This window comes from Sporosarcina sp. P13, from assembly GCF_002743055.1.
Classification (GTDB): domain Bacteria; phylum Bacillota; class Bacilli; order Bacillales_A; family Planococcaceae; genus Sporosarcina.
Map to the genome: position 1 here is coordinate 1 of NZ_PDYM01000024.1, position 18,531 is coordinate 18,531.

Sequence of the window (18,531 nt, forward strand, 5' to 3'; positions counted from 1 at the left end):
CCAGTTCCAAGCGCCAGCCTCTCGGGTCGTTTCGGTCTTTTCAAAAAGGTGCAAAGTGCGCACCTTTTGTGACTAGCCCTCCAACGCCTTTCGAGGCTGAACGGCGCTTTCCACTTTTGATTGTAAATAAAAAATAGCGCCCCTGTCACTTATGATGACAGAGACGCATAGTTTGCGTGGTTCCACTCCGCTTGGGAGACGCACTTCTCCCCGCTTAATGTCTTTAACGCAGACGCTACGTATGGCCTACTACACTGTTCAGCTCATCGCTCAAAGGTGCATTTCTATGTTGAATGAGCTCAGGTCATTTGCAGCCTAGATGACCCTCTCTATAGAGCTTTCAACATATACTTTCCTTCTCAACGCTTTTCATATGCAAATTGATATTACGTCCATTTTACACAAAACCTCAAAAATGTCAATATTGATTATTTTGCGAATCTTTCGACACGTTCGATAATTTTCTTCTTACCTATCAACGCAATGGAGTCTGGTAGTTCTGGTCCTGATGTTTGACCAGTTGCTACTACACGGACTGGCATGAATAAATTCTTACCTTTGTGCCCTGTTTCTTTTTGGACAGCTTTAATCGCCGATTTGATAGATGGCGCATCGAATGTCTCAAGCGCTTCTAGTTGTTGTTTCAATGAAGCCATCACTTCTGGCACTTGTTCACCCGCTAAGATTTCCTGTGCTGCTTCATCATATTCAACTGCATCGGTGAAAAACTGGGCGGATAGCTCAACAATTTCAGCTCCGAAGCTTAATTGCCCATGATATAAAGCAATTAAGTCGTGTACCCACGCTTGTTCTTCAGCAGTCATTTCTTTTGAAACAAGATCTGCGGCTTGTAGATGCGGTAACGCCAAGTCGATCACTTCTTCAAGTGATAACTTTTTAATGTACTGGTTGTTCACCCATGTTAACTTATGCGTATCGAACATAGATGGTGACTTAGATAAACGAGTTTCATCGAATAATTCAACTAATTCATCATGTGAGAAAATCTCTTCTTCTCCACCTGGCGACCAACCGAGCAACGCAAAGAAGTTGAACATCGCTTCAGGTAAATAACCTAAGTCTTTATATTGTGTAATGAATTGAATGATTGATTCATCACGTTTTGAAAGTTTTTTACGGTCTTCATTAACGATTAACGTCATATGACCAAATTGCGGATGCGACCAACCAAACACGTCAAACACCATTAATTGTTTCGGCGTGTTTGTCAGATGTTCTTCTCCACGGAATACGTGAGTAATTTTCATCAGATGATCATCCACTACTACCGCATAGTTGTATGTTGGAATACCGTTTGTTTTGACCATGACCCAATCGCCGATATCCTTCGATTCGAACGTTACTGCACCTCGAACTAGGTCCTCGATTGTATACGTTACATCTTCAGGTACACGCATGCGAATACTGTAAGAAAGACCCGCTGCTTCTTTTTCTGCCACTTCAACTGCCGTTAGATGACGGCATGTTCCATCATACATCGGAGCTGCAATACCCGCTGCCTTTTGAGCATCACGTTTCGCTTCCAATTCTTCAGGTGTACAGAAACATTTATATGCATGTCCTTGCTCTAGCATTTCATCTGCATATTTCTTATATAAATCTAAACGCTCTGTTTGACGATACGGACCATAGTCTCCACCAATGTCGACAGATTCGTCATGATGAATACCGAGCCATGTTAAGTTTTCTAACTGCGATAATTCGCCGCCCTCAATATTGCGTTCTGTATCTGTATCTTCAATTCTAATGATAAACTTTCCATCGTAATGGCGAGCATATAGGTAGTTAAATAAAGCGGTCCGTGCACCACCGATATGTAATTGGCCTGTTGGACTTGGTGCATAACGCACACGTACTTCTTGTGTCATAAATTTACCTCTCCGTTCTAGATCTATTACACCTTAGCGTAATTGCCTATCTATTTTAGCACTCTGTAGAAAGTTTTGAAAGTCACTGGTTTTTCATCAGTAAGATTGTCGCCATCGCCGCAATACCTTCTTCACGCCCCGGGAAGCCTAGACGCTCCGTAGTCGTTGCTTTGACATTCACTTGCGATAAATCAGCTTCAAGCAATTCTGCTACGCGTTGACGGATATCTCCTATATATGGTGCCATTTTCGGTCGCTGAGCTATGATCGTACAATCGATATTGCCTAAGCGGTAACCTTCCTCTTTTACCATTTCCCATACTTTTTCAAGTAATATGGCAGAGTCTGCGTCTTTAAATGCATCATCTGTATCCGGGAAATGTGTACCTATATCTACTTTCCCAATAGCCCCGAGCGCCGCATCGGTGACAGTATGCAATAAAACGTCTGCATCGGAGTGACCGATTAACCCCTTCGTGTGCGGGATTGTAATTCCTCCAATAATAAGTGGTCTACCTTCCGCAAATGCGTGTACATCAAAACCTTGTCCAATTCTAAACATCATTCATCCTACTTTCTTCTCGCCAGCAAGATTTCGCCTATCGCTAAATCTTCCTGTGTTGTCATTTTCACATTATCATAAGAACTTTCTACGATTTGCACGCCATGCCCAAGACGTTCTACAAGCATCGATTCATCGGTACCTAGGAAACCATCCTGAGTGGCTTGATCAGATGCTTTTTTCAATAGTTCATAACGAAATGCTTGCGGTGTCTGTACCATCCATAACTTTTCCCGGTCTACCGTTTGCTGTACCGTGCCGTTTTCCGCATATTTAATCGTATCTTTTACTTTAACCGCTGCAATTGCAGCACCTTTGTCGTTTGCTGTGTTGACCAAATCATCTATGACTGACGAGTTCACGAAAGGTCTCGCAGCATCATGCACAAGCACAATGCCGTTCCCTTTGTATGCTGCTATACACGCTGCTACGCTGTCCTGTCGTTCGCCTCCACCTTCTACAAACGTAATACTTTCATGTTGTTCAAGAATTTCTCGAATAAACATTTGTTCTTCAGGTTTTACCGCAATAATAATTTCCTCACACTGAGGGTCTTGTTGAAACACACTAATCGTATGGTACAGAATAGGATGTTCACCAATTTTTAAGAAAAGCTTGTTTTTTCCGGCTCCCATGCGTTTACCGCTACCTGCAGCTGGAATCATCACTGTATATTTCACATTCGTTCCTCTGCTTTCTTTCACTAATTCATCGACCTTTAGGTTTTGCGAAAATCATTCGTCCTGCAGATGTTTGCAGAACACTCGTCACTAAAACATCGATTGCCTGGCCGATATATGACCTGCCATCTTCAATGACAATCATTGTCCCGTCATCCAAATAAGCCACGCCTTGATTATGTTCTTTACCATCTTTAATGACCACAACATGCATTTCTTCACCCGGAATGACAACTGGCTTTACCGCGTTTGCTAAATCATTAATATTCAATACCGCCACACCATGCAAGTCTGAAACTTTGTTCAAATTAAAGTCGTTCGTCACCACAAGCCCCTGCATTTTCTTTGCTAGCTTCACAAGCTTCAAATCAACCTCTGCAACGTTTGGTATATCTTCATCTGTAATCATAACATGCGGACCGTCATCATTTTGGAGACGCTTAAGTATATCCAGCCCCCGTCTACCCTTCGTTCGTTTCAGCGTATCCGAAGAATCCGCTATATGCTGAAGTTCAGTCAACACGAATTGTGGAACAACTAAAATTCCTTGCAAAAACCCAGTCGCTACTATATCCGCGATTCGTCCATCGATAATAACGCTAGTATCTAATAACTTATAGACGTCTTTCTGCGGCGCAATTGGCTCTGTCGTTTCCACAGGCTCTTTCTTTTTAGTCGTCGTATTACGCATACTAGTCATAGCGCCGATAAACTCTTCACGCTTTTTAAATCCAACTTGGAATCCTAAATACCCTAAAAGAATAGACAACAAGACCGGTATTACGGACGAAATTACAGGAATATCAATAGCATTCAAACCAAAACTGAATAAGAACGCGACGCTCAGACCTCCAATTAACCCTATAGTCCCAAATAACAGATCCATAATTGGCGCTTTCAAAAGTCGCTCTTCAATCCATTTAATAAAATTCACAATCGGTTCTGTTAAAAATAAGCTTAATAAATATAAAATAATGGCTCCTAAAATGGCCTCTACGTATGCATTGTTGATCATGGGTTTTGATGTAAATGCAAACATGGCAAATAAGTACGGTAAAAATAAAACACCAAGAGTTCCTCCGATTAATAGGAAAGAAACTTGAACCACTCTTTTCAACATATTCTTCCACCTCCTTTTCCTTCCTATTAGTATACAACGAATTACGCTAAGCCGCTTAGGTTAAGTGAGGAGTTCCCAAAAAATTCTCCGCTCCCTTTACTAGGACTATTTAAAAAGATTGAGGATCCTATTGTTTTATTGAGCTACTATTATCTAAATGCAATCCCTAGCGCCTCTGTAATAGTTTCTACGCCAACCACGTCGATGCCAGAAGGGATATCCCAACCACCTAGGTTTGAAGCCGGAATAATTATCCGCTCAAATCCCAGCTTAGCTGCTTCTGTTACACGCTGTTCTATTCTAGATACCCGTCTAACTTCACCTGTTAACCCTACTTCTCCAACAAAACAATCTCGTGCACCAACTGCGGTATCCTTATAACTTGATACGATGCTCAGCAAGACTGCTAAATCAATAGCCGGTTCATCTAACTTCACACCGCCAGCCACCTTAATATACGCATCTTGCGTCTGTAGTAGCATACCCGCTCGCTTTTCTAGTACTGCCATCAGTAACGACACGCGGTTCTGATCTAGGCCGGTCGCCATTCGTTTTGGATAATTAAAGCTGGAAGCCGTCATTAACGCTTGGATCTCAACTAGAATTGGACGGGTTCCTTCCATAGAAGCGACAATGGTAGAACCCGCTCCGCCTTGCGATCGTTCTCGCAAAAATAATTCGGAAGGGTTCAATACTTCTTTTAAACCTGACTGTAACATTTCGAATATAGCAATCTCATTAGTCGAACCAAAACGATTTTTCACGCTACGTAAAATACGGTATGTATGATGTCGTTCCCCTTCAAAATACAACACAGTATCCACCATATGCTCGAGCAATCTTGGTCCAGCAATTTGCCCTTCTTTAGTCACGTGACCCACGATGAAAATAGCGATGTTTTGAGTCTTCGCAATTCTCATAAGTTCAGCTGTACACTCACGAACTTGTGAAACGCTACCAGGTGCAGAAGTAACCTCCGGGTGATGTACTGTTTGGATAGAGTCCACTATGACGAATTTCGGCTGAACTGCATCGACCGTTTCATGAATCATGCCAAGATCAGTTTCCGCATAAATGTAAAGCTCATCCGATTTCACACCTAGTCTTTCCGCCCGCAGTTTCGTCTGTCGAATCGACTCTTCACCAGAAATATATAGGACGCGCTGTTGCTGATTTGCAAGCAAAGAAGACACTTGTAAGAGCAAAGTCGACTTACCGATACCCGGATCTCCACCGATCAATATAAGCGAGCCAGGCACGATTCCTCCACCTAATACGCGATTCAATTCTTCTAGCTCCGTTTTCACTCGTGGTTCTTCCACCATTTCAACTTTGCTAATTGGTAATGCTTTTTGTTTCACTTTCTCTCCATGCTGAAAAGCACCACGCGGTCCTTTTTGTACAACTTCTACTTCTTCATCCATCGTATTCCATTCTCCACAGCCTGGACAGCGCCCCATCCATTTAGGGGATTCATACCCACAGGAACGACACATGAACTTGGATTTTCGCTTTGCCATATACTATCTCCTTACTTGAAATACGAAAAGGACAGCCCGCTACGCTTTTTGAAATTCCAAGCGAGCGAGCTATCCAAGTCTTCATTCAATTAGTTTTCTACTGTTTGTGTTTGTTTTTCTGTCTTAACAACAAACTTATCTTCTTCCACATCAATTACCACTGTTTCACCCATCAGAACTTTACCTTCTAATAACTCTTCAGATAAACGATCCTCAACATGTTTTTGTAATGCTCGACGTAGTGGACGAGCACCATATTCCGGATCATATCCTTCATCGGTAATTTTGTCCATTGCTGCTTCAGTCAATACTAACTCGATATCTTGTTCAGCCAATCGCTTAGATAGCTCATTTGACATTAAGCTAACGATTTGGCGTAGGTGTTCTTTTTCAAGCGAGTGGAACACAATCATGTCATCCACACGGTTTAGGAATTCTGGTCTAAATGCTTTCTTCAATTCAGCAAGCATCTTTTCTTTCATATCGTCATAACCAGAATCACCATCACCGATATTAAAGCCGACATAACGGTTCTTCTTCAATTCCGTCGCCCCGACGTTCGATGTCATGATAATGACCGTGTTACGGAAATCAACTGTTCGTCCTTTAGAATCTGTCAAACGTCCATCTTCCAATACTTGCAGTAAAATATTGAAGACGTCTGGATGTGCTTTTTCAATTTCATCAAGCAAGACTACAGAATATGGTTTACGGCGAACTTTCTCAGTCAACTGGCCTCCTTCTTCGTAGCCTACGTACCCTGGAGGGGATCCGACAAGACGTGATGTCGCATGTTTTTCCATGTACTCCGACATGTCGATACGAATCATAGCGTCTTCATCACCGAACATTACTTCAGCTAGTGCACGACCTAGTTCTGTTTTACCTACACCCGTCGGACCTAAGAAGATGAATGAACCAATTGGTCTCTTCGGATCTTTCAATCCAGCACGCGCACGGCGAATTGCTTTAGAAATAGCCAGCACTGCTTCATTTTGACCGATTACACGCTCATGTAGTATTTCTTCCATATTGAGCAACTTCGCAGATTCTGTTTCAGCAATCTTATCGACTGGAATCCCTGTCCACATCGCTACAACCGTCGCGATGTCGTTGACTGTTACTTCAGATTCCGTCTTCCCTTGCTTCTCTTTCCAAGCCGTTTTCGTTATTTCCAACTTTTCTTTCATCTTCTGTTCTTTATCTCTGTATGAAGCAGCTTTTTCAAATTCTTGACTTTGAACAGCTGCATTCTTTTCAGAACGAATGGCTTCTAACTTTACTTCAAGCTCTTTCAAGTTCGGCGGCGTTGTATATGAACGAAGTCGAACTTTTGATCCCGCTTCATCAATCAAGTCAATCGCTTTATCCGGTAAGAAACGATCTGAAATATAACGGTCAGACATTTTCGCTGCTGCTTCCACAGCTTCGTCTGTAATCTTTACACGGTGATGCGCTTCGTAGCGGTCACGCAACCCTTGAATAATCTGTATTGTTTCTTCTACTGTAGGTTCATCCACTTGAATCGGTTGGAAACGACGTTCAAGTGCTGCATCTTTTTCAATATATTTTCGGTATTCATCAAGTGTCGTAGCACCGATACATTGCAGTTCTCCACGTGCAAGCGAAGGTTTTAAGATGTTAGATGCGTCAATTGCACCTTCAGCTCCACCTGCACCGATCAATGTATGCAACTCATCAATGAAGAGAATAATGTTCCCCGCTTGACGAATTTCTTCCATTACTTTTTTCATACGATCTTCAAACTCACCACGATATTTCGTCCCTGCAACGACTGTACCCATATCAAGTGTCATGACGCGTTTATCGCGTAGGATTTCAGGCACTTCGTTATTGACGACTTGTTGCGCCAATCCCTCGGCGATCGCTGTCTTACCTACACCAGGCTCTCCGATTAGTACTGGATTGTTTTTCGTACGTCGGGCTAACACTTCGATAACCCGCAGTATTTCCTTGCTTCGTCCAATGACTGGATCAAGTGTGCCTTCACGAGCAATTTCTGTTAAGTCTCTTGCTAAACTATCCAAAGTCGGTGTCGCAGCTGATGCTGAGTTCGCTGCACTTCCAACAGAACTTTCATCATTTCCAAGTAATTGGAGCACTTGTTGGCGAGCTTTGTTTAAACTAACGCCTGCATTATTTAGTACGCGAGCAGCTACACCTTCACCTTCGCGAATCAAAGCTAATAAAATATGTTCTGTACCAATATAAGAGTGACCCAATTTACGTGATTCATCAACCGAAAGTTCTATGACACGTTTTGCGCGCGGCGTATAATGAACGATCGGGCCCACATCTTTCGAACCCACACCTACAAGAATCTCTACTTCACGTTCGATTGTATCCGCATTCACATTAATCGCTTCCAGTGCCTTCGCTGCAATTCCGCCACCTTCTCGGATTAATCCAAGCAAAATATGCTCCGTACCGATAGATTCATGCTTTAAGCGGATCGCCTCTTCTTGAGCAAGTTGTAATACTTTTTGTGCACGTTGTGTAAATCGATTGAACATCATATCCATTCCCCTCTTTCCTTCATTAGTAGATATATTCTATGGTATGCCAATTGAAGCAACCTTGCTTTACTCCGCATTACTATACATATTCAAACCAATTCATAAAAAGCCGTAAAATCTATATTGACTTTGACTATCTTTGATTAACTATAAATCTTAATTAATCATCTTGCAAAAAGTTTGCTTATGACTCTTCAGGTTCATTTCCCTCAACTGTCGACCTTGCCATTAACAGGCGATCGCGGAATAATTGTGCGCGAAGAACGTCTCTTTGTTCAGATGTTAATTCTGTACCCTTAAAGTGCTGAAGAAAACCTGGCTGCATAAAAATCATTAATTCATTCAAAATTGTCATTTCGATATTTTGGATGATACCTAAATCAATACCCAAACGAACGTCCGACAAACATCTAGCCGCTTCTGCTGAAGGAAGTATTCTCGCATGTGTAATCGTACCAAGAGATCTGAATAGACGATTTTCTAAATGCACTTCGGATTTTGCAAGTAGCAACTCACGCGATTTCTTCTCATGTGCTATTAAACGTTTCGTAATGCTTTCCAGATCTTTCAAAATTTCCGACTCTGATTTACCTAGTGTTATTTGATTAGATATTTGATAAATATTACCAAGCGCTTCGCTACCTTCACCGTAGCTTCCACGGACGACCATACCTAGCCGCGAAATCGCCGGAATGATACGCTCAATCTGTTTGGTGATGGTTAGCGCTGGCAAATGCATCATGACAGATGCCCGCATGCCCGTTCCTGTATTCGATGGGCAGCTAGTTAAATAACCAAATGCCTCATCGAATGCATACTCTAGATTACGTTCTAGTTCACTATCCACTTGATCCGCTTGTTCATATGCAGTATCGATTTGAAAGCCTGGATAAATACATTGAATGCGAATATGATCCTCTTCATTCACCATAATACTAATTGTCTCGTCTTCAGATAATAAAACAGATCCATACCTATCAGGTTCGATCAACTGAGGACTTACTAAATGTTTTTCCACCAGAATTTGTCGCTCAAGAGATGATAAGTCTGCCATCGATATCCCTGCAAATTGATGTTCTTCCACCGTTGTTACTGCCTGATCGACCGCTTCTTTGACACGTTGGGCTTCTTCTTTGGAGGAACAAATCGGGAATAGCCGGTCTTGTAAGTTGCGTGCCAAACGGATTCTCGTAGATAGAACGATGTCTGAATGCTCGCCTTCCGCGACCATCCAACCGGTCAATTCACGTTTGATGAATTTTTCAAATGACATTTTAATCATCACCTCCATCGGCCAATTGCTGTTTGACTTGATTGGCTTCGTCACGCAAGACCGCGGCTTCTTCAAAACGTTCATTGTCTACAGCTTCTCGCATCTTTACTCGAATATCATCTAGCTTCTTTTTCAAAGCAAAACGTTCGTTTAGAGAAACCGGGATCTTCCCGCTGTGACTTGTGTTGCCGTTATGCAATTTGGCAAACACACGAGGCAATTGTTCACGAAATGTGTCATAGCAAGTCGCGCAACCAAATTTTCCGACGTCTAAAAAGCGATGAAACGTCAGACTACAATTTGGACATTCCGGACCCGCGACTACTTCGTTCGGCTTTTGTCCTGATAACAGTTCCGTACCACCTAGCCAGTGCGCTAAAAATTGTTGAATGGATAACGGTTCTTGATCTGGACTGAATGAAAATGTCTGAGAATAAAATGCACATTTATCACACAAATGTCTTTCGGTTGCACCATTCATCGTCTCTTGCTTAAAGACTACAGTTGCAGGTCGTTCTTTGCAGTTTTCACAAAGCATCTGTATCCACCTCATTCTACTTCTTCGTATAATAACGTAACTAACATGGCGCGAAGTATACGCGAACGCAATGCATCTCGTTCAGGTAACATGTAGCGTAGTGTCGCACGACCAACTGCAGCTAGCATGAGTTTGGCTTCTCGCTCTGAAATTACTTCTTCTTGAATTAAACGATAGATTACATCTTCCGCCATAGTGGAGGACGCTTCTACCTCTAAGATGTCTAATGCTTGTTCTAGCAGATCCTTACGGGAGTTCGTCTGCACACGATAAATCCGAATGTAGCCCCCACCTCCACGTTTTGATTCAACTGCATATCCTCTTTCAACCGTGAAGCGCGTTTTAATTACATAGTTAATTTGCGAAGGAACGCATTGAAATCTCTCGGCAATTTCATTCCGTTTGATTTCAATAGAAGCATTATCTTCCTTTTCGATAATCGACTTCAAATACCCTTCTATAATGTCAGAAATATTCCGCATCTCGTCACCTCGTTTCTGATCATTCTCTAGTTGACTTTGACTATCTTTGACTTGATTGTATCGCAGAAATTAGGCGAGATGCAATTCATTTGATTGGTGGTGTTTGCTTTTTATTTCAGAATTATAGCGATAGGCTTTCACTATTCATAGACGATTATTCATAGTGTCTCAATCTTTTTGAACATACTAAAAAACCACGTATGGATTTACGTGGTTTTTTGTACTTTATATAGTAACTGGCTCTTTTTTCAATGGTTCCAAATCTACTTCGAAGCCCATGTCTTCTAGCATTTTTCGATCTTGATCATTTTCTTGACCCGCCGTTGTCAGGTAGTCACCGATGAAGATGGAGTTTGCTGCGTATAGACCGAGTGGCTGTAGACTGCGAAGGTTGACTTCGCGTCCGCCTGAAATACGGATTTCTTTTGTTGGATTAATGTAACGGAATAAGCAAAGCACTTTTAAACAATAGCGCGGATCCAACTCGGATGTACCTTCTAACGGTGTACCATCTACAGCATGTAAGAAGTTCACTGGAATAGAGTCTGCGTCAAGAACGCGTAAGCTATGCGCCATGGAAATTACGTCTTCTTTTGTTTCACGCATACCAACGATCACGCCTGAGCATGGTGAAATCCCTGCCTCTTTTGCATGGCCAACTGTATTTACACGATCATCATACGTATGTGATGTTGTGATGCTTTCATGATGCTCTGCAGAAGTATTCAAGTTATGGTTATAACGATCTACGCCCGCTTCCTTCAATCGAACAGCTTGCTCAGGCTTCAAGATACCAAGGCATGCACAGACAGTCATCCCTTGATGCTTTTCTTTTATCTGCTTAACGGAATCAATAACGATTTCAAGCTCACTGTCGCGGGGTCCACGTCCACTAGCCACGATACAATACGTGCCTGCTTTATTTGCAGCTGCACGTTCTGCACCTTCTAAGATTTCTTCTGCTTTCATCATCGCATACTTTTCAACAGGAGCTTTTGAGATGATAGATTGTGCACAGTAGCCACAATTCTCCGGGCATAATCCCGACTTTGTATTGATGATCATATTAAGTTTTACTTTATTCCCATAGTAATGAGAACGAATCGAATAGCTCGCGTGAAGTAGCAACAATAAATCTTCGTCTGGGCTGTTCAATATAGAGAGCGCCTCTGCGTCTGTAAGAATATGTCCTGCCAATACTTTGTCTGCCAACAGCTGATAATTTGTCAAAGTGTACGCCTCACCTTCAAGTGTTTTGAAATTCTAAAAGCAAAGATTCCAGCAAGTACCGCTAATAGGATATCTTTTGGCAGTGGCGGAACCATCCAAAGCCAAGCGACTTTATACGTAAATGCTTCTGGTGCAGCAGCCCACATTTTATAGGCGAAATACATCCAGTTCGTACCAAGTAAATAGTTAACTGCAGTTGCTACAAGAGATGCAATAATGAATGCGGATAATGTTCCTTTCCGCTCGACTATTTTACCTGCTATGTAGGCGATTAAGATAAAGGTAACGATGAAGCCAAATGTCGGGCTTAGTATTTGTCCAAAACCACCTGAGAATCTAGCAAATACAGGTGCTCCTGCAAGACCAATCAACATATAGACAGTCATAGATAATGCACCTAGCCGACTACCTAATAACAATCCTGACAATACCGCGAAGAATGTTTGCAACGTAATCGGTACTCCACCGACCACCAAAAACGGAACGAATGAAGTTATATTCGCACCAATCATCATTAATGCCGCGAACATTCCACTATAAACAATGCTTAACGCACTGAACTTACTTTTGGGACGTCCTTCTGTTACTGTCGCCATCATTCCACCTCTTCACATTTTAGTTACCATAAAAATAATAATGGTTAACTTATGTTATGTCAACACTGTATGTGATTTAGTTAACATACAAAAAGCTGTAGCTAAACTCCTTTTCGAGAGTTTAGCTACAGCTTGAGCTGGCGACATACTTTTTGTCGGCTTACTTCTTTTTATCAATTTTCTCTTCTTTTTCTTTCCGGAATAAAACAAAAGCAATTACACCACTAAATACAGCTGCGGCAAATGTAATATAGACACGTGAATCATAGGGTACTTCTTCATAACTATTACCTAGCATAATCCAAGCAAGCGTACCTACTAAGAAGGCAATCGGAATAGAGTATTTAAAAAATTGCATAATCCCTCACCTTTTCAAGTTATTCTTTTAATTTTATCACATTCCACCAGTTTTCTCTATGCGACCAGTCCTCTTTATCAACTTCACCAAACATTCACTTGACGATACCCAACAAACTCGCTATGATGTGGTTAGAATAATCGAAATAATTTAATAAGAATCGTATCTTATCAAGAGAAGCCGAGGGACTGGCCCGTCGACGCTTCAGCAACCAGCCATTATAGGCAAGGTGCTACTTCCAGCGGGATGTCCTAGTGGCAAACTGAAAGATGAGAGGGAACTAGTCATTATGATTACAAAGCCTTCTATATATTTGAAGGCTTTTTTTGATTAGTAAAAAGCTGAAATATCCAAAGGTCTTAGTGCATGTAACTAGATTATAAAAGGTAAAGGGGAGACTCGATCATGTCATTGCTAAAGAAACTTCAAACAAATGTCCTGACAGCGGATGGGGCAATGGGGACAATTTTGTATTCATACGGTATAGATTATTGTTATGAGGAACTAAACATAGAGAAACCTGAAATTGTAGAGAAAATCCACCAAGATTACATTACTGCGGGGGCAGATATAATCCAAACGAACACATACAGTGCCAATGCGGTGAAGTTAGCGCGTTACGGATTGGAAAGTCGCGTTACAGAGTTCAACAAAGCAGCGATTCAAATTGCCAAACGCGCAGCAGCACCAGGTGGTCAGTTTGTGCTTGGGACGATTGGCGGTTTGCGTGGGATTAGGAAAAGCGATGCTTCATTAGATGAGATCCAGAAAGTTGTGCTTGAACAAGCGAATGCATTACTGACTGGCGATCCAGATGGCTTATTGTTAGAAACCTATTATGATTTCGAAGAACTTTCATCCGTCGTCACTACTTTGCGTCAAATTACAGATATTCCGTTAATTGCGCAAGTTTCGATGCATGATCCTGGTGTGTTGCAAAATGGACTTTCATTAAATGATGCACTACATCAGTTGGAATCACTAGGTGCTGACATCGTTGGAGTGAATTGCCGTTTAGGACCTTACCATACAATTCAAGCATTCGAAAACGTTTTATTGCCGGACAAGGCATTTTTATCAGCATTTCCTAATGCTAGCTTGCTAGACGTAGAAGATGGTCGTATCGTCTACGAATCAGAAGCCGAGTATTTCGGTCGCGCTGCAGTATTACTCCGTGATCAAGGCGTTCGTTTGATCGGTGGATGTTGTGGAACAACGCCTAAACATATTAAGGCAGCTAAAACACGCTTGGAAGGGTTAGCTCCTGTTACTGAGAAAGTTGTAACACCAGCAAAACCAATTATTATTCAAGAAGCTGGTCCTGTTAAACATCAGCCACTTCACGAAAAAGCGAAGACAGAACGTACTGTCATCGTTGAACTGGATACACCACGCCATTTAGAAACTGAAGATTACATTAAAGGTGCAAACCTCTTATATGATGCAGGTGTAGATGCTGTCACTATGGCAGATAACTCATTGGCATCTCCTCGAATCAGTAATATGGCAATGGGTTCTATCATTAAGATGCAACACAATATCCGCCCCTTAGTCCACTTGACGTGTCGTGACCATAACTTAATCGGTTTACAGTCACATTTGATGGGGCTCGATGCACTAGGCATACATGACATTCTCGCAGTAACAGGTGACCCAACAAAAGTAGGTGACTTCCCTGGCGCGACAAGTGTCTATGACGTCTCGAGCATGGAACTATTACAACTGATTAAGCAATTGAATGAAGGTATTTCATTCTCTGGTAAACCATTACGTAAAAAAGCAAACTTCTCTGTTTCTGCTGCTTTCAATCCGAATGTACGCGTTATCGATCGTGCAGTACAGCGACTTGAGAAGAAAATTGAAGCAGGTGCGGATTATTTCATTACTCAGCCTGTTTATACAAAAGAAAAAATCATTGACGTGTATGAAGCTACGAAGCATTTAGATACTCCGATTTTCATCGGTATCATGCCGTTGACTAATATTCGTAACGCGGAATTCTTACATCACGAAGTTCCAGGGATCAAGCTATCCGAGGAAGTGTTGGAAAGAATGCGCGAATGTGGAGATGATCGAGAGCAATCCACTGCAACGGGTATTGAGATTGCAAAAGAGCTGATCGATACCGCTGCAAAATACTTTAATGGAATCTATTTGATCACTCCATTCCTACGTTACGACATGACACTTGAGTTATATGAATATATTAAAGAAATTGATGAGAAGAAGGAGAGGGAATTAACACATGCAGAGACATCCTATTGAAGAGCAACTAGAGAAACGAATCCTAATCATTGACGGCGCGATGGGAACGATGCTGCAAGCAGAAGATCTCTCTACTGAAGACTTTGGCGGCGAAGAGTATGACGGTTGTAACGAGTACTTAAGTGTATTGCGTCCCGATATTTTGGAAAGAATTCATGATGAGTACTTGGAAGCTGGAGCCGATATTATTTGTACAAATACATTCGGTGGTACTCCACTCGTGTTAAATGAATTCTCCCTTGGTCACCGTGCAGATGAAATCAACACGAAATCCGTTGAAATTGCAAAGAAAAGTGCCGAAAAGTATTCGACTCCTGAATGGCCCCGTTTTGTAGCTGGGGCGATTGGGCCGACGACTAAGACTCTTTCCGTTACAGGCGGTATTACATTTGATGAATTATCCAATGATTTCTACGTCCAAGCAAAAGCACTCGTAGCCGCAGGAAGCGACTTGATTTTGATGGAAACGAGCCAGGATATGCTGAACGTTAAGGCAGGTACAATTGGCATTAAGAAAGCATTTGAAGAACTTGGACGCGAAGTACCTATTATGATTTCAGGTACGATTGAGCCGATGGGTACAACACTTGCTGGTCAAAGTATAGAAGCATTTTATATTTCCATTGAACACGTTAGCCCTCTTTCTGTCGGTCTAAACTGTGCGACAGGTCCTGAATTCATGACAGACCACCTACGTTCACTTTCAGATTTGGCAACTAGCTATGTAACGTGTTATCCGAACGCTGGACTTCCGGACGAAGAAGGTCATTACCATGAATCTCCTGAGTCCCTATCGAAAAAACTAGAAGGATTTGCTGATAAAGGTTGGCTGAATATGGTCGGTGGCTGTTGCGGTACGACACCTGACCATATCCGTGCAATTAGAGAAGCAGTAAAGGATAAAGCTCCCCGTCAAATGCCAGAAGAAGAATACGGACATGCCGTATCTGGTATAGAACCTTTACTTTATGACGATACATTGCGACCACTACTAATTGGTGAACGGACAAACGTTATCGGGTCACGAAAGTTCAAGCAGTTAATCGTTGATGAAAAGTTTGAAGAAGCTTCGGAAATCGCACGTGCTCAAGTAAAGCGTGGCGCACACGTATTGGACATCTGTTTAGCAAACCCAGACCGTGATGAGCTGTATGATATGACACGATTTATGAAGGAAGTTGTTAAAAAGGTTAAAGTTCCTTTAGTAATTGACTCCACTGACGAAAACGTCATTGCAGAAGCTTTGAAGTTTTCTCAAGGGAAAGCAATCATTAACTCGATCAACTTAGAGGATGGAGAAGAACGCTTTGACGCTGTATTACCACTTGTGAAAAAGTTCGGAGCAGCTGTCGTTGTCGGTACAATCGACGAAATTGGAATGGCTGTTACAAGAGAACGTAAACTTGAAATTGCCTTACGTTCATATGACTTACTCGTAAATAAGTGGGGAATCGCACCGGAAGACATTATTTTCGATCCACTAGTCTTCCCTGTAGGAACAGGTGACGAACAGTATATCGGTTCCGCTGTCGAGACGATTGAAGGAATCCGTTTGATAAAGGAAAAATTACCTCGTACCTTGACGACACTTGGTGTCAGTAACGTTTCATTCGGCTTGCCGCCAGTAGGTCGTGAAGTATTAAACGCTGTGTATTTATACCACTGTACGCAAGCTGGTTTAGATTACGCGATTGTAAATACAGAAAAACTGGAACGTTTTGCTTCAATTCCCGAAGCGGAAATCAAACTAGCTAATGATTTATTATTCACGACAACTGATGAAACGTTAGCAGATTTTGCGGACTTTTATCGTGATAAGAAAAAAGAAAAAACGGAAGACGATATTCCAAAAACAGTGCCTGAACGTCTTGCCTATTATGTAGTAGAAGGCACGAAGGAAGGTCTAATCCAAGACTTAGAAGCTGCCATGAAAACATATGACACGCCGCTCGATATTATTAACGGGCCGTTGATGAAAGGAATGGGGGAAGTTGGTCGTTTATTCAACGACAACCAGCTAATCGTAGCGGAAGTACTACAAAGTGCCGAAGTGATGAAAGCATCCGTTTCGTACCTAGAACAATTCATGGATAAGAAAGAAGACGACAGCGGAAAAGGCAAAATCATTCTAGCTACTGTCAAAGGCGATGTACACGATATTGGGAAAAACTTAGTCGATATCATTTTAAGCAATAACGGCTTTAAAGTAATCGATATTGGCATCAAAGTTACTCCGGCAGCATTAATTGAAGTGATTCGTAAAGAAAAACCGGATATCGTTGGCTTATCAGGTTTACTTGTAAAATCTGCACAGCAAATGGTCATTACAGCGCAGGACTTCAAAGCAGCAGGTATCGATTTGCCTGTTATGGTCGGTGGAGCTGCTTTGACAAGACGATTTACGGAAACAAAAATCGCACCTGAATATGACGGTCCTGTAATTTTCGCGAAAGATGCGATGCAAGGACTAGACTTAGCAAACAGACTACAAAGCGACGGCAAAGAAGCACTTCTTGATGAATTGCAGGAGAGCCTTGAAAAACGCGAAACGAATGATGCGATTAAAGCAAGTCGCGGAACGACAAATGTAGCCGTCGCCCCCCGTCCAGTAAAAACGGTTCGCACAGATGTCCCTGTGTTCGTGCCAACAGACCTACGAAGACGCGTAGTTAAAGATTATTCAGTAGCTCACTTACACCCTTATGTAAATATGCGCACACTGATCGGTCATCACCTAGGTTTACGCGGAAATGTCGACAGTATGTTAGCAAAAAAAGAAGAACGCGCAGTACAACTTCACGAAATGGTGACAGAGTTCTTGAAATCCGATAAATTAACGGCTTCTGGTATTTATCAATTCTTCCCTGCCCAAGCAGATGGCGATGATGTCATTATCTATGACCCAGAAGATTCAAAAACAGAAATTGAACGATTCACATTTCCTCGCCAAGCAAAAGAACCGTTCCTTTGCTTAGCTGACTACTTAAAAACAGTCGATAGCGGTGAAATGGATTACGTGGCGTTCATGCAAGTAACTGCAGGTAAAGGTGTTCGTCAATACGCAAACAAACTAAAAGAACAAGGCAAATTCTTAGAGAGCCATGCTTTCCAAGCAACCGCCCTAGAATTAGCAGAAGGATTCGCAGAAAGAATTCACCAAGAAATTCGTGACCAGTGGGGATTCCCTGACGCAACAGAATTCACTATGCGCGAACGTTTCGCAGCCAAATACCAAGGCCAACGCTTCTCATTCGGCTACCCTGCATGCCCGAACCTAGAAGACCAAGCCAAACTCTTCGGCCTCATCAAACCCGAAGACCACGGCGTCATACTAACCGAAGAATTCATGATGGAACCAGAAGCCTCCGTATCCGCCATCGTCTTCGCGCATCCAGACGCTAGATACTTTAACGTGGAATAACAAAAGCGGAAACGGCTGGTCAGAGGCGGCAGGCATAAGACGAAGATGCGACGTGGCGCC

Annotated in this window: 14 protein-coding genes, 1 riboswitch and 1 other annotated feature; of the genes, 2 read left to right on the forward strand and 12 right to left on the reverse strand. The window is 42.2% G+C overall.

The annotated features are described in order from the left end of the window. Window positions 1-156 precede the first annotated feature (156 nt). Window positions 157-372, reverse strand: a binding site (T-box leader). A 56-nt stretch (window positions 373-428) separates the two neighbouring features. The 12 genes from gltX to CSV79_RS11245 form a co-directional block, all read right to left on the reverse strand. Then, complete coding sequence (gltX, locus tag CSV79_RS11190) at window positions 429-1,889, reverse strand: glutamate--tRNA ligase (protein ID WP_099689139.1); 1,461 nt, start codon at window positions 1,887-1,889, stop codon at window positions 429-431. Window positions 1,890-1,971: 82 nt separating this feature from the next. Then, window positions 1,972-2,451: a 2-C-methyl-D-erythritol 2,4-cyclodiphosphate synthase gene (ispF, locus tag CSV79_RS11195; RefSeq protein ID WP_099689140.1), complete on the reverse strand. Its 480-nt coding sequence runs from the start codon at window positions 2,449-2,451 to the stop codon at window positions 1,972-1,974. Between the two features lie 8 nt (window positions 2,452-2,459). After that, window positions 2,460-3,131, reverse strand: a complete 672-nt coding sequence (gene ispD, locus CSV79_RS11200) for a 2-C-methyl-D-erythritol 4-phosphate cytidylyltransferase (RefSeq protein WP_099689141.1) — start codon at window positions 3,129-3,131, stop codon at window positions 2,460-2,462. Window positions 3,132-3,159: 28 nt separating this feature from the next. Beyond that, on the reverse strand, window positions 3,160-4,251 hold the full coding sequence (locus tag CSV79_RS11205) for a PIN/TRAM domain-containing protein (RefSeq protein WP_099689142.1): 1,092 nt from the start codon (window positions 4,249-4,251) through the stop codon (window positions 3,160-3,162). 149 nt (window positions 4,252-4,400) lie between these two features. Further along, on the reverse strand, window positions 4,401-5,771 hold the full coding sequence (radA, locus tag CSV79_RS11210; protein ID WP_099689143.1) for a DNA repair protein RadA: 1,371 nt from the start codon (window positions 5,769-5,771) through the stop codon (window positions 4,401-4,403). Window positions 5,772-5,860: 89 nt separating this feature from the next. Further along, window positions 5,861-8,308 (reverse strand): ATP-dependent Clp protease ATP-binding subunit, encoded by a 2,448-nt coding sequence (locus CSV79_RS11215; RefSeq protein WP_099689144.1) that lies wholly within the window; start codon window positions 8,306-8,308, stop codon window positions 5,861-5,863. A gap of 184 nt (window positions 8,309-8,492) precedes the next feature. Next, entirely contained in the window at window positions 8,493-9,581 is a 1,089-nt protein-coding gene (mcsB, locus tag CSV79_RS11220; protein ID WP_099689145.1) for a protein-arginine kinase McsB, read from the reverse strand. Window position 9,582: 1 nt separating this feature from the next. Beyond that, on the reverse strand, window positions 9,583-10,119 hold the full coding sequence (locus CSV79_RS11225; RefSeq protein ID WP_158232519.1) for a UvrB/UvrC motif-containing protein: 537 nt from the start codon (window positions 10,117-10,119) through the stop codon (window positions 9,583-9,585). 11 nt (window positions 10,120-10,130) lie between these two features. Continuing rightward, complete coding sequence (locus tag CSV79_RS11230; RefSeq protein WP_099689147.1) at window positions 10,131-10,601, reverse strand: CtsR family transcriptional regulator; 471 nt, start codon at window positions 10,599-10,601, stop codon at window positions 10,131-10,133. 225 nt (window positions 10,602-10,826) lie between these two features. Beyond that, complete coding sequence (gene bioB, locus CSV79_RS11235; RefSeq protein ID WP_099689148.1) at window positions 10,827-11,831, reverse strand: biotin synthase BioB; 1,005 nt, start codon at window positions 11,829-11,831, stop codon at window positions 10,827-10,829. Then, window positions 11,828-12,427, reverse strand: a complete 600-nt coding sequence (locus CSV79_RS11240; RefSeq protein WP_369824953.1) for a biotin transporter BioY — start codon at window positions 12,425-12,427, stop codon at window positions 11,828-11,830. Before CSV79_RS11240 ends, bioB begins: the two co-directional genes overlap by 4 nt. Window positions 12,428-12,587: 160 nt before the next feature. After that, window positions 12,588-12,785: a hypothetical protein gene (locus tag CSV79_RS11245; protein WP_099689150.1), complete on the reverse strand. Its 198-nt coding sequence runs from the start codon at window positions 12,783-12,785 to the stop codon at window positions 12,588-12,590. 164 nt (window positions 12,786-12,949) lie between these two features. Continuing rightward, window positions 12,950-13,061: riboswitch (SAM riboswitch) on the forward strand. 129 nt (window positions 13,062-13,190) lie between these two features. On the opposite strand from CSV79_RS11245, the gene CSV79_RS11250 reads away from it, so the two are divergent. Continuing rightward, window positions 13,191-15,050, forward strand: a complete 1,860-nt coding sequence (locus CSV79_RS11250; protein WP_099689151.1) for a bifunctional homocysteine S-methyltransferase/methylenetetrahydrofolate reductase — start codon at window positions 13,191-13,193, stop codon at window positions 15,048-15,050. Continuing rightward, window positions 15,031-18,471 carry a methionine synthase gene (gene metH, locus CSV79_RS11255; protein WP_099689152.1) on the forward strand — a complete coding sequence of 1,147 codons (3,441 nt, stop codon included), beginning with the start codon at window positions 15,031-15,033 and terminating at the stop codon, window positions 18,469-18,471. Before CSV79_RS11250 ends, metH begins: the two co-directional genes overlap by 20 nt. Window positions 18,472-18,531 lie beyond the last annotated feature (60 nt).

Excerpts from the sequence above, each read along its gene's own strand:
- gltX (WP_099689139.1), bottom strand. The coding sequence starts at position 1,889 with ATGACACAAGAAGTACGTGTGCGTTATGCACCAAGTCCAACAGGCCAA.
- ispF (WP_099689140.1), bottom strand. The coding sequence starts at position 2,451 with ATGTTTAGAATTGGACAAGGTTTTGATGTACACGCATTTGCGGAAGGT.
- CSV79_RS11205 (WP_099689142.1), bottom strand. The coding sequence starts at position 4,251 with ATGTTGAAAAGAGTGGTTCAAGTTTCTTTCCTATTAATCGGAGGAACT.
- radA (WP_099689143.1), bottom strand. The coding sequence starts at position 5,771 with ATGGCAAAGCGAAAATCCAAGTTCATGTGTCGTTCCTGTGGGTATGAA.
- CSV79_RS11215 (WP_099689144.1), bottom strand. The coding sequence starts at position 8,308 with ATGATGTTCAATCGATTTACACAACGTGCACAAAAAGTATTACAACTT.
- mcsB (WP_099689145.1), bottom strand. The coding sequence starts at position 9,581 with ATGTCATTTGAAAAATTCATCAAACGTGAATTGACCGGTTGGATGGTC.
- CSV79_RS11225 (WP_158232519.1), bottom strand. The coding sequence starts at position 10,119 with ATGCTTTGTGAAAACTGCAAAGAACGACCTGCAACTGTAGTCTTTAAG.
- CSV79_RS11230 (WP_099689147.1), bottom strand. The coding sequence starts at position 10,601 with ATGCGGAATATTTCTGACATTATAGAAGGGTATTTGAAGTCGATTATC.
- CSV79_RS11240 (WP_369824953.1), bottom strand. The coding sequence starts at position 12,427 with ATGGCGACAGTAACAGAAGGACGTCCCAAAAGTAAGTTCAGTGCGTTA.
- CSV79_RS11245 (WP_099689150.1), bottom strand. The coding sequence starts at position 12,785 with ATGCAATTTTTTAAATACTCTATTCCGATTGCCTTCTTAGTAGGTACG.
- CSV79_RS11250 (WP_099689151.1), top strand. The coding sequence starts at position 13,191 with ATGTCATTGCTAAAGAAACTTCAAACAAATGTCCTGACAGCGGATGGG.
- metH (WP_099689152.1), top strand. The coding sequence starts at position 15,031 with ATGCAGAGACATCCTATTGAAGAGCAACTAGAGAAACGAATCCTAATC.